The sequence below is a fragment of the Paenibacillus sp. FSL R7-0273 genome, assembly GCF_000758625.1.
In the GTDB taxonomy this organism is placed as follows: domain Bacteria; phylum Bacillota; class Bacilli; order Paenibacillales; family Paenibacillaceae; genus Paenibacillus_AQ.
Window position 1 is genome coordinate 442,804 of the sequence record NZ_CP009283.1, and the last position, 12,187, is coordinate 454,990.

Consider the following 12,187-nt stretch of genomic DNA (forward strand, 5'->3'; position numbering starts at 1 on the left):
ATAAGAGAGTATAAACCTCACGATATACAGTCGGTTGGCGGAATGAGAGGCACAAATGCCTCTGAAATCGCGGAAAGCGGGCTAGTTGGCGGAATGAGAGGCATAAATGCCTCTGAATTCGCAGAAGGCGAGCTGGTTGGCGAAATGAGAGGCAAAAATGCCTCTGAAATCGCGTAAAGCGGGCTAGTTGGCGAAACGAGAGGCAAAAATGCCTCTGAAATCGCGTAAAGCGGGCTAGTTGGCGGAATGAGAGGCAAAAATGCCTCTGAATTCGCGGAAAGTGGGCTAGTAGACGGAATGAGAGGCAAAAATGCCTCTGATTTCGCAGAAAGCGGGCTGGCCGCCTATTCCCCCACCCGAAATTTGCGACCCCAAACCGGAAATTCGCTACCTTCCGCCTTTAGGTGAATGCGGTTACAATAAGGCTATAAACAGCGCACGCTTTTAGCCAAAATACAGAAAAAAGATTTAGCTTGGAGGTCCATACGATGGAGAATAAAACAAGCGGCGGGGTTAGCCGGATGAAAAAGCAGCCCGTTCCGGCTCTAATCGAAACCGGTTCAGGTTACAAAAAGTCACTTTGGAAAAGGTTCCTGGCCCAGAAGCATCTGCAGACAATGGCGCTGCTCGGCGTGGCCTGGATGATCATTTTTAACTACATTCCGATGTACGGGATGATCATCGCCTTTAAGGAATACAACATCGTCAAATCGATTGCCGAGGCCCCGTGGGTGGGACTTCAGCATTTCCGGGAATTATACGAGGATGAGGATCTGAGGTATGTCATCAAGAACACGCTCGGCATCAGCTTAATCAAGCTGCTGATCGGCTTCCCGCTTCCCATTATTTTCGCCCTGTTTCTCAATGAGGTGCGTTCGATCCGCTACAAAAAAGCGATTCAGACCATCTCCTACCTGCCGCACTTTCTCTCCTGGGTCGTGCTGGGCGGTATTCTGGCAACGTGGCTTGCAGATGTAGGGATCATCAACAATATTCTGCTGGCACTGAACCTGATCGACAAACCGATTTCTTATCTGGCGGAACCAAGTTACTTCTGGACCATCGTTATTTCCTCGGATATCTGGAAAGAGCTAGGCTGGTCAGCGATTATATATCTGGCGGCCATCGCCGGGGTATCACCGGAAATGTATGAAGCTGCAACCATCGACGGCGCCGGACGGTTTCAGAAAATGTGGTATGTCACGCTGCCGGCGATCCGCGGAACGATCAGCATCCTGTTCATCCTGGCGGTCAGCGGCGTGCTTAACTCCAATTTCGACCAGATTCTGGTGCTGCGCAACTCCCTTAACGACAGTGCCAGTAATGTAATCGACTATTACATCTACTATACAGGGATCGTCACCAGCCGCTTCTCCTATTCTATGGCGGTCACGTTGGTCAAAGCAGTCATTGCGCTGATTCTGCTGCTGATTGCCAACCAGGTAACCAAAAAAATCAACGATACGTCGCTGTTCTAGAAGAAGGAGGATCTAAACCATGTTTTCTCTCAAACGCAAAACGATGGGCGAAGCCATCTTTGATATCGCCAACAATCTTGTGATGCTCTGTATTTGCTTCGTTACCTTATATCCGATCTGGTATGTACTGGTTAACGCTTTTAACGACGGGACCGATGCCATGATGGGCGGGATTTACTGGTGGCCCCGGATGTTCAGCCTGGAAAACTTCGAAGCGGTATTCGCCAGCTCGGGTATTATGACAGCCATGGGGATTACGGTAGCCAAGACAATATTAGGTGTTGTCCTCCACGTGTTCTTTACGGCAATGGTAGCCTATGCGCTGTCCCGCAAAGGTCTGATCGGCGGCAAGCTCTACATCCTGCTGGGTACAATCACTCTGTTCTTTAACGGCGGACTCATTCCGACCTTCCTGCTGAACCGGGATCTGCATCTGCTCGATAACTTCCTGGTCTATATCATTCCGGTCCTGTTCAGCTTCTTTGATCTTATTATCTTTATGACCTTCTTCCGGGAGATTCCGGAAGGGCTCGAAGAAGCGGCGTGGATCGACGGTGCGAATGACTGGTCGATTCTCCTGCGGGTGGTGCTGCCGGTATCCATGCCGGTTATCGCAACGATCGCCCTATTTCACGGTGTGTATCAATGGAATGACTATTTTACCGGGATTATTTATATCAATAACCCGGACCTGCAGCCGATTCAGACCTTCCTGTTCCGGGTAGTCGCCCAGTCCAGCTCCAGCCAGATGATGGTGGCCATACAGGGCAGCACGGTGACGAAGAGCGTAACCTCGCAGTCCGTTAAGCTGGCTACGATGGTAGTAACAACGCTGCCGATTGTCTTCGTCTATCCGTTCCTGCAGCGTTATTTTGTAAAAGGCATGATGATCGGTTCGATCAAGGGCTAATCAGCAGCCGTGTAAACCAGGTAACTCCCCCAGAGCCTGCGCCGAGCAGATTCCGGGGTTGAGCTTATAAATGATTTCATAACATTTTAGAAAAGGGGTAAATAAGCATGGGCATGAAACGCAAGCCGAAATCAATGGTGCTGCTGCTCTTGGGTCTGATGCTCGCGATGTCGGCGTCAGGCTGCTCAGGCAACAACAATGCGGGAGGCAATGCCAACGCAAATAAGGAGAACACCAATACGGCGGCGGCAACAACCGAGGCTTCAGCTGAACCAACGGCTGCTGCACCATCGGGAGATGAGCCGGGCTGGAAAAGCGATACTTCACCAATCACCTTTGACTGGTATCTGAACTTCTCCTGGTTTGCCAATAAATGGGGTGTAGACCCTACTTCCCAATATGTAACGAAAAAGACAGGCGTAGATATTAACTTTATTATTCCGGCCGGTAACGAAAATGAAAAGCTGAACACGATGATTGCTTCCGGCCAGCTGCCTGACTTCATTACGCTGGGCTTCTGGGAAGACGGCATTAAGAAAATGATCGAGGGCGATCTGGTCCTTCCGCTCAACGAGCTGGCAGATCAATATGATCCTTACTTCTATAAGGTTTCCGATAAAGATAAGCTGGGCTGGTATACACAGGAGGACGGCAATGTGTACGGCTATCCGAACTCTTCTTCTTCACCGGCTGACTATGAAAAATACGGCGAAAACTATGTATCCAACCAGACCTTTGCTGTCCGCAAGGATATCTATGAAGCCATCGGCAGCCCGGATATGCGTACACCGGAAGGCTTCCTGAACGCCCTCAAAATGGCCCAGGAGAAATTCCCTGAAGTGAACGGCCAGCCGCTGATTCCACTCGGTTTGCACGAATTCACTGAGAACGGCAACGACTCTCTGGAAGGCTACCTGCAGAACTTCCTGGCGATTCCTTGGGAAAAGGACGGCAAGGTGTATGAACGCGAAACCGATCCTGAGTATGTCCGCTGGATGAAGACACTCCGTCAAGCCAATCAGGACGGGTTGCTGGCTAAAGATATTTTCATCGACAAACGCGCACAAATGGAAGAAAAAATCGCGCAGGGACGCTACTTTGCAATGCTGTATCAACGTACAGACTTCGGTACCCAGCTCAGCACCATTTACCAGAAGAATCCTGAGCAAACCTATATTGCTGTAGACGGACCTTCCAATGCGGCTCTTGACCAGCATACCTTGAACGGCCCTGGTATCTCAGGCTGGACGGTAACCCTGATCTCCAAAAATGTTAAAGACAAAGAACGCGCAATCAAATTCCTCAGCTACCTGAACAGTGAGGAAGGAAATAAAGATTTGTACCTGGGTGAAAAAGGTGTCAGCTATGATACAATTGACGGGAAAGACCAGTTCCTTCCTGATGTGTTTGCTCTGATGAACAGCGACCGTTCGGCGTTCGACAAGCAAATTGGTTCTTCCTTCACCTTCTGGATGATGCAGAATACGAATATTACGGATCAATGGGCACCTAAATCGGTAGAGCCGTTCAAGCAATTGGAAGACTGGACCCGCGGTAAAGCAATCAACACCTCCGAGTTCCAGCTGATCGATCCTACCGGCAACTCGCCTGAAGGGATTATCGCTACCAAGCTGAAACAGCTCCGCGGCAAAACAATGCCGAAGCTGCTCATGGCTTCTTCTGAAGCAGAATTCGACGAGATCTGGAACGATTACCTCGCGAAGAAAGAGAAGGACGGCTTCGCAACCTTCGATGCTTACAGACAGGCCAAGTATCAGGAGAACAAAAAGAAACTCGGAATGGAATAGTATAGATAAGACCCAATTGCCCGCTGACTGCGGGCTTTTGGGTTGTTTGCTTCTATGTGCAGAGATGATGAGATAACGGGAGAGTGCGTATGCATAAAGGAATTGGCTCGCTTTGGAATTCTTTCAACTACTGGTGGGGGCGCAGGTCGCTGCAGAGCCGTCTGGTTGCTGCGTATATTTTTATCATCCTCGGCCCGAGTCTGCTGGTGTCCATTTATTCATTTAGGACGATTAATAATACGTATGTCCGCGATGCCGTGGATAAAAACAATTACCTGCTGCAAATGGAAAAGCTTCATATTGAAAATCAGATTGAAGTGATGGAGCGTGCGGCCCAAATCGCTTATTCAGACCAGGCAGTGAAGAGCTATCTGTCAAATGAGAGCGCTTTAACACTGGATGAGCTTGTTGATTTTAATATCTCTACCTTTAAAAATTTGAACCGTATCCAGTTGAATAACCCGGGGATTGAACATCTGCGGTTGTACTCTAATAACAAGAGTATGTATGAAATTTGGCCGATTATTTTGCGTGAAGAGCGGGTGTATAATGAATCCTGGTATCAGGAAGCGTTGAAGCTGGACGAAAGAGAGCTATGGGTATTTCAGAATGATGATCCTGATGTAATGCAGCGCAATGTAAACTTACTGACTGAAGGACAGCCAAAGGTTTCACTGCTGCGGGCCATAAGCATTCCGGCCGGTCATCACGTGGGGATGATTCAGGTTGATATGATGCTGAACAGCTTCACGCCCAAAACCTATACAGAAGTACGGGACAATCAGTCCCAGATGTTCATCGCCGATTCCGGAATGCATCTGTTTACGCGTAAGGATCATTCTTTTACAGACAGCTATAAGCTGATGGAGAGTGAGATAACAGAGCGGTTGCAGGGCTACGGGGAAACGGGGGAGTGGGATATGAACTACAAGGAAAATGGAAGCTCTTTCCTTCTTATTCATACTCCGCTTGAGCGGATCGGCGCTTCACTGATCAATGTGGTCTCGATGGAGGATGTGATGAAGCATATCTCCCAGACCCGAAATCTGCTGATCGGCGCCAATATCGGATTTATTTTTCTGGTTACTTTGATTGCCTATGTTATGAATGCTTTTATTCTTAAGAAGCTGCGCCTGCTGACAGAAACGATGAAAAAGGTCCGCAGAGGAGAAACGTACACCGGGCTTGCAATCCGCGGAGGCGGAGAGGTCGGGGAGCTTGCGCATCATTTTAACAAGCTGATGAACACCATTAATACGCTGGTGGCCCAGGCTGTCCATAAGGAGGCACTTACAAAGGAAGCTGAATTACGCACTCTGCACAATCAGATTGACGCCCACTTCCTCTATAACACGCTGGAAAATATTAAGATGCTGGCGGAGATTGAGGATCAGCGGACGATCTCAGATGCCTTGACCTGGCTGGGCGGCATGATGCGCTACAACTTCAAATGGACAGGCGAATATGTGAAGCTGCGTGATGAAATCCGCCATATCCAGAATTATATTGAGATTATGAATATCCGGTTTGAACACCCCATCCATCTGGAGTTGAATATAGATCAGGTTTATATGGAAGTCGAAGTGCTGAAAATGTCGCTGCAGCCGATTGTCGAGAACAGTGTGAAGCATGCCTGGAATACCGGCGGGGCTGAGCCGGAGGGCCGCAGCATACGTATTGATGTGACGGAATCGGAAGGAGAGCTGTTTATTCTGATTGGCGATAACGGCTGCGGCCTTACGCCGGAGCGGCTGTCCGCCCTGCATGAGAGCATTTATGCCAAAGAAGAGCAGAGCACAGAGTTTTCCGGTGCGGGAACCTCAGGCTATAAAGCCGGAGGCATCGGCCTCAGAAATGTGCATCAGCGGCTGCAGCTCTACTACGGCGGGGCTTACGGGCTGGAGCTGCAAAGTGAGCCGGGAAAGTGGACTACGGTATTCATGACGCTGCCTAAAGTACTTTTGACGGGGGATAAAAGATAATGAAGAAGCTGCTGATTGTAGATGACGAGAAAATGATCCGTCAGGGTCTTAAAGCGATGATTGAACGGGAATATCCCGGGGGGTACCTTATAGAGCTGGCAGGTAACGGCCAGGAGGCGCTGGACCTGTTCAGACAGGGAGCTGCGGACATTATTATTACCGATATCCGTATGCCCGTTATGGACGGCATCACACTGCTGGAGCATTTATCCGCTGAAGTGCTGCCGGACCAGCGGCCGGCTGTGGTCATCCTGAGCGGCCATGATGATTTTGAATATGCCAAAAGCGCTATCCGTCACCGGGTGAAGGACTATCTGCTGAAGCCGATCCGCCGCGAAGAGCTGTTCGGTATCCTGGAGCAGATTCAGCAGGAGCGGCAGGCGCAGGAGTCCGGCGCAAGCCGGCAGGCACTGGAGACCGAAGGCTACCGCAGGGAGCTGCGCACTGCCCGCCTGCAGCGGCTGCTGCAGCAGCCGGAGGTGCAGCCTGCCCCGGAGCAGCTGGAGGAGCTGGGCCGCCTGCAGCTTCCGTATACCGTAGGCGTCATGAACTACTATTATAATGATGGCACGCGGATGAACCCCGCCGAGGTGCAGGGGCTGCTGGAACGGCTGGCCGGGCCGCTGGAGCAGCAGTTCGGCGAGCTTTTGACGGACTGGGAAGGAAAGCTGGTATTGGCGGCCGGGAGCGCTGAACCGTTCCTGAATCTGTACAGGCTCGCGGAAGTGAAAGAAATTAAAGGGCTGCTGATGGGTGTGGGCGAGACAACGGGTAGTGCGGAAGATTTTCAGATATGCTATAAGCAGGCCTGCCGTGCGCTGCAGTATACTTTTCTGACTCCCCAGTCGGGCTATATGGATTACGGAAGCATCCGTTCTGAACGGCGAAGCTTTCCTATGCCGGAGGAGGAGCTGCGCAAGCTGCTGAATATGCTGGGAACGGAGCGGGAGAAGGAGATTAAGAGCCTGCTGGGGAGTATTTTTCAGACGGAGCATCTGCAGCATCTGGATCTGGCCTATGTGGAAAATGTGGCCCGCAGCATCAACGAACGTGTGCTGGATGAGGTATTCCGGGTACACGGGGAGGCCTCTGTTGAGGTGCTGAAGCTGTACCGCACAGTGGGCAATTTGTATAACTACCGCCATTTTCACGATTATTACCGTGCGCTGGAGCATTTGCTCCTCAGTGTGAACGATTATATTATAGGAATACGTTCTGCACATACCGAGCATGCCGACATGGAAGCGGCGCTGGCTTATATTGAGGAGCATTACGCGCGTCCGCTGAATATGGCGATGGTCAGCAATCATGTGTCGCTCAGCTATTCTTATTTCAGTGAGGCCTTTAAGGCCTATACCGGCGAGAGCTTTGTCATTTATCTCAAAAAAGTGCGTATCCGCCATGCCAAAGAGCTGCTGTCAGGCAGCCGCATGCTGAAGCTGTCCGGAGTATCGGAGGCCGTCGGATTTGAGAACAGCAAGCAGTTTACCCGTGTATTCAAGGAGCTGGAGGGCATCTCTCCCGGTGAGTACCGGATCAAGCTGCTGGGTACAGGCAGTGTACGGCCGGAGGATAAGGAATTTTATTAAGGAATGGGCGTCTGGAGGCAATATAGAAATGGAAGAAATTCAAGGTAAACTGATTACAGTAGAGACGCTTGCAGCCGATTTCCGCAGTCTGGGTGTACAGGAGGGCATGACTCTGCTGCTGCATTCCTCCTTTAAATCATTGGGCCAGTGGGTAGCCGGCGGTCCGGTGGCCGTTATTCTCGCGCTGGAGGAGGTGCTCGGGGCGGAGGGGACACTTGTCATGCCGTCGCAGTCCTCCGATCAGACCGATCCCTCCGGCTGGAGCAGGCCTCCCGTGCCGGAGGCCTGGTGGCAGACAATCCGCGAGCAGATGCCGGCCTATGATCCGGACCTGACCCCGCTGCGGGGGATGGGCGTTATCCCGGATACGTTCCGTAAGCAGCACGGGGTTAAGCGGAGCAGTCATCCGGTCGATTCCTTTGTAGCCTGGGGGAAGCACAGGGATTTCATCATTGACGGACACGGGCTGGAATTCGCCTTCGGCGAGCAGTCTCCGCTGGCCCGGATCTATGATCTGCACGGGAGCGTGCTGCTGCTGGGGGTAGACAGCCTGAATAACACCTCCCTGCATTTATCGGAATACCGGGCAGAGTATGCCGGGAAGCAGGAGGTCAACCCCGGCACGCCTATGCTGGTAGACGGAGTCAGGCAGTGGGTGCAGTTCAGGGACCTGAACTGGGAGTCGGAGGATTTTGCGGCGCTTGGCGGGGATTTCGGCCGGGAGACGGGCCTGATCCGGCACGGACACGTGGCAGCATCAGCCGCTCAGCTGATGCCGCAGCGGGAGCTGGTGGATTACGGGGTAAAGTGGCTGGAGCGGAACCGGAAGTAGGCATCAGGGAGATGCCGGGGATTGGGCAGCTTTGCCGCCTGCAGGACCGTTGTCCGGTGGGATTCGTCAGGTGGGACTCGGAACAAGTATCCGATAGCTGATTATTAGTTTAATTTATATATCTTAGTTTAAGGAGGAGTTACCTACCAATGGCAACAACAACGGTCTATTTAACCAGGCACGGCCAGACAGAATGGAATGTGCAGCAGCGGATGCAGGGGCATCAGGATTCGCCGCTTACTCCGCTTGGGGTACAGCAGGCGGAGTGGCTCGGCAAGGGGCTGCAGGAGGTGCCGCTGGATGCGGTGTATGCCAGCTCCAGCCCGCGGACGCTGCGGACTGCGGAGATTATTCTGGGAGCACGTGATATTCCCGTAACCGCCTGCGACGAGTTCAAGGAGCTGTGCATGGGGGGCTGGGAAGGCTGCGAATCTCCGGCAATCAAGCTGGCTGAGCCGGAGCAGTTCCGCTATTTCTGGGAAGACCCGGAGCAATTCGGCGTGGAGGGCAGCGAGACCTTTGCACAGGTGCAGGAGCGGGCGCTGAACAAGCTGCAGGAGATTGTAAGCAGTCATGAGGGCCAGACGCTGCTCATAGTGACGCACACGGTTGTCATTAAAGTGCTGATGGCACACTTTGAAGCCCGTCCGATGAACAAGCTGTGGGATTTGCCGTATATTCATCCGACCTGCCTGTGCCGGATCGACATCAAGGATGGAGTGCCGGAGATCCTCATGCATGGAGACATCAGCCATTATGAGTCGGCTGATGCTGTTATGGAATCGTAGGGAAGTAGGTAGGCTGTTACTCCGTCGTTTATTTAGATTCACTGGTGCAGCATAGAGCCCCTGAATCGGGCTCACCAGTAATTAGTTAGATATATGTAGCCTAATTCCATCATATCTGATGAATCCTAATGATTAGTTGGACAAACGACATCTATTTCGGCCACATTCACGTTTGCTGGTCAAATTAGCAGAATTAAGTAGCCTTTTTACACCTAACCTCCTCATTCCGTGGTATTGGCCGGGATATAAGTGACCCAAATCCAACTAATCCATTCAGCAAGACTGTGCGTAGCCAGCCTGTCCGGGTAATGCTGCGCAAGAGAGCTGAAGAATACCTGCAAAGCTATACAAGCAGGCAGTGCCCATCAGTGGCACTGCCTGTTTATGCTGCCTATTTGGCATGCTGCACCCGGCCGGCAGCCGGGGCGCTCAGCCGGACTCCGGCCGCAAGCTGCGTCAGGTCACCGTCCAGTGCCTTCAGGCCGGGCAGCAGCGCCGCAAGTCCGGCGCAGATTACCGGCAGCAGCCCGGCGGCTATGAACAGTGCGGGTACGCCGTAGAATTCGGCAACCGCCCCGCCGGCAAAGGCGCCAAGCGGCTGCAGCCCGCCGCCGATCAGGAAGCGGATCGAATTCACCCGGCCCTGATGGCTTGCCGGCACAAGGTGCCCGTGCAGGGCTGAGCTCAAGGAGCCGAAGAACGGGCCGAAGGCACCTGCCGTGAATGCGGCAGCCAGGGCGAACGGATAGCTTGGAATAAGTCCCCATAAGGTGGTGACCAGCCCGATTCCGATCAGACTGCCCAGCATAAAGGGGCGTCTGCGGGTGATTTCGCCAATCAGCGAGATGATGCTGATTCCGGTCAGGTAGCCCAGTGCGGATGCGGTAGTCAGGGAGCCCAGGGCTGCCGCATCACGGTGCAGCACCTCCCGGACATAAGGGACCATCATCGTCCAGACGGCAACCGAGCTGAGGTTGCTGACGGAGACCAGGGCCATAATGGTAAGCATGGCCGGGAACTGCCTGTAGAAGCTGAGTCCTTCGGTAATCTCAAGCAGGTATGAAGGCAGTGAGAAGCGGCCGGCAGCTTCCCTGGGCTTAGCCAGCCTGGGCAGGCTAAGCAGCGTGGCAATGGCTGCCGCATAGCACAGCGCATTGATGCCAAGCGCCGGCAGCGCCCCGTTGGCAGCGGTCAGCACGCCGGCCAGCGCCGGTCCGAGCAGGGCGGCAGCGCCCTTGCAGCCTTCGATGACAGCGAAGGCCCGCATCAGCTTGCGGTCGCCGGCCACGCCGGGAACGATAGCGGTTGCTGTCGGCAGGAACAGCGCGGAGCAGGCGCCGCTGAGCCCGGCGGCGGCAAACAGATGCCAGAGCTGCAGCTGTCCAAGCAGGCCCATGCCGAGCGGCAGAATAATGGCCAGCAGGCGGAGAGTGCCGAGGCAGGCCAGCAGGCGCACACGGTTCAGCCGGTCGGAGAGCGGCGAGCCCAGCAGACGGATGAGCACCTCAGGAATGCCGGAGGCTAACACTATGGCGCCCATAGCCAGCTTGGAGCCGGTCAGCTCATAGACCAGCCACTCCATGGCCAGAAGCCCGAAGGTATCCCCGAAGGTGCTTAATGATATTGTGGCTAAAAGCCCGAAATAGCTGTTTTTTTGCTTGAACATGCGTAATCCCGCCTTTAAATTGATCCGGATCAGCTCTCGAGATAGGTTCCGATTTGCTGCGGCAGCGCCTGCAGTGCCTCCAGCCGCAGACTGTAGGAGGTGCTCTTACCGCTGACGTGGGCAATGACCAGTCCTGCGGCGCGCAGGGCGATCAGATGGTAATGGATCGTGCTTTTGGATAAACCGACGTGCTTCACGATTTCGGTGAAGCCAAGCTGCTGGCCGGTCAGCAGCCGGAGAATATACAGCCGCGTCTCATCGGATAGTGCCCGGGTAAGCCGCAGCAGAGCAGCTGCCGGACGCCCTTCCTCCGGGGGAAGCACATCAGATGAGTAGCTGGTGAATATATACTCGTCAAAGAATGCTGAAGTAACCAGCGGTCGCGGATGATACTGGGGAATCAGAATGATCTGCTTCAGCTCTTCCGCCGGATACAGCCGCATGCCGGCAGTTGCCTGCTCATAGACCTCCATGTCATTTCCGCCGCCGAGCGTCTTCTTCCGGCTGTCTGCTTCACTCTGCAGTCCCGTAAGAATCTGCGGGTCAATCCCGCTGAAATAACCGGCATCCCATACGCGCAGCATCTCTGCGGCGCTGCTGCGCAGCTCCGGCAGGTTGGCGGGCACGGTTTGCCCGAAGCGTCCGGAAATCTCAAATAGCTCCCCCGTAGTCAGGCCCTCAAACCAGCTTAAAAATCCGCTGACCGTACGCTCTCCCGGACAGCTCCAGATATAGGGGTTCAAATTAAAATCCCCGGTCTGGCTGATAACCTCCCGCATCTTCTGGAGCTGAACCGGAGCAAACCGGTCCTGAACCTCACGGACCCATAGCTTCCCTGCATCCATAGCAGTATGATTTTGTTTGTATAGAAAAGCGTTCAGACTGGCGATACATTCATACATAGGCGCAAAATCGACTTCAACCCTGTAGCTCATGGCGTATTCCCCATTTCAAAAGTAGATGATCTAATTCCTGATTTGGTTCTATAAATATAGAACTAATTATATGTTTTAATATATACGAACTTAATTGGTTTTTCAAGCAATGATAATGCGCTGGGCGCACCCGGCTGCAGCAGCATTTAAAGCCAGCTTTTTAAAGCATGTCACAAAACGCGTTTTTTTCAGTTATATA

General features: G+C 53.0%; 10 protein-coding genes. 8 read left to right on the forward strand and 2 right to left on the reverse strand.

Going from position 1 to position 12,187, the window contains the following annotated elements:
* Positions 1-42: 42 nt before the first annotated feature.
* From R70723_RS34195 to R70723_RS01985, 8 genes are all read left to right on the forward strand, one after another.
* Positions 43-177 carry a hypothetical protein gene (locus tag R70723_RS34195; RefSeq protein ID WP_256704616.1) on the forward strand — a complete coding sequence of 45 codons (135 nt, stop codon included), beginning with the start codon at positions 43-45 and terminating at the stop codon, positions 175-177.
* Positions 178-488: 311 nt separating this feature from the next.
* A complete protein-coding gene (locus R70723_RS01955) occupies positions 489-1,478 on the forward strand; it encodes an ABC transporter permease (protein ID WP_039869336.1) in 990 nt (329 codons plus the stop codon).
* Positions 1,479-1,497: 19 nt separating this feature from the next.
* The gene (locus R70723_RS01960) at positions 1,498-2,388 is read left to right on the forward strand and encodes a carbohydrate ABC transporter permease (RefSeq protein WP_039869337.1); all 891 of its coding nucleotides are present in this window, start codon (positions 1,498-1,500) and stop codon (positions 2,386-2,388) included.
* A gap of 107 nt (positions 2,389-2,495) precedes the next feature.
* Positions 2,496-4,196, forward strand: coding sequence for a type 2 periplasmic-binding domain-containing protein (locus R70723_RS01965; protein ID WP_039869339.1), 1,701 nt, complete (start codon positions 2,496-2,498; stop codon positions 4,194-4,196).
* Positions 4,197-4,285: 89 nt separating this feature from the next.
* The gene (locus R70723_RS01970; protein WP_039869341.1) at positions 4,286-6,178 is read left to right on the forward strand and encodes a cache domain-containing sensor histidine kinase; all 1,893 of its coding nucleotides are present in this window, start codon (positions 4,286-4,288) and stop codon (positions 6,176-6,178) included.
* Positions 6,178-7,767 (forward strand): response regulator, encoded by a 1,590-nt coding sequence (locus tag R70723_RS01975; protein ID WP_039869342.1) that lies wholly within the window; start codon positions 6,178-6,180, stop codon positions 7,765-7,767. Before R70723_RS01970 ends, R70723_RS01975 begins: the two co-directional genes overlap by 1 nt.
* Before the next feature lie 28 nt (positions 7,768-7,795).
* The gene (locus R70723_RS01980) at positions 7,796-8,599 is read left to right on the forward strand and encodes an AAC(3) family N-acetyltransferase (RefSeq protein ID WP_039869343.1); all 804 of its coding nucleotides are present in this window, start codon (positions 7,796-7,798) and stop codon (positions 8,597-8,599) included.
* 149 nt (positions 8,600-8,748) lie between these two features.
* A complete protein-coding gene (locus tag R70723_RS01985; RefSeq protein WP_039869345.1) occupies positions 8,749-9,387 on the forward strand; it encodes a histidine phosphatase family protein in 639 nt (212 codons plus the stop codon).
* A 391-nt stretch (positions 9,388-9,778) separates the two neighbouring features.
* On the opposite strand, the gene R70723_RS01990 is transcribed toward R70723_RS01985, so the two are convergent.
* Entirely contained in the window at positions 9,779-11,053 is a 1,275-nt protein-coding gene (locus R70723_RS01990; protein WP_039869346.1) for an MFS transporter, read from the reverse strand.
* A gap of 29 nt (positions 11,054-11,082) precedes the next feature.
* A complete protein-coding gene (locus tag R70723_RS01995) occupies positions 11,083-11,988 on the reverse strand; it encodes an ArsR/SmtB family transcription factor (protein WP_039869347.1) in 906 nt (301 codons plus the stop codon).
* Between the last annotated feature and the right edge of the window lie 199 nt (positions 11,989-12,187).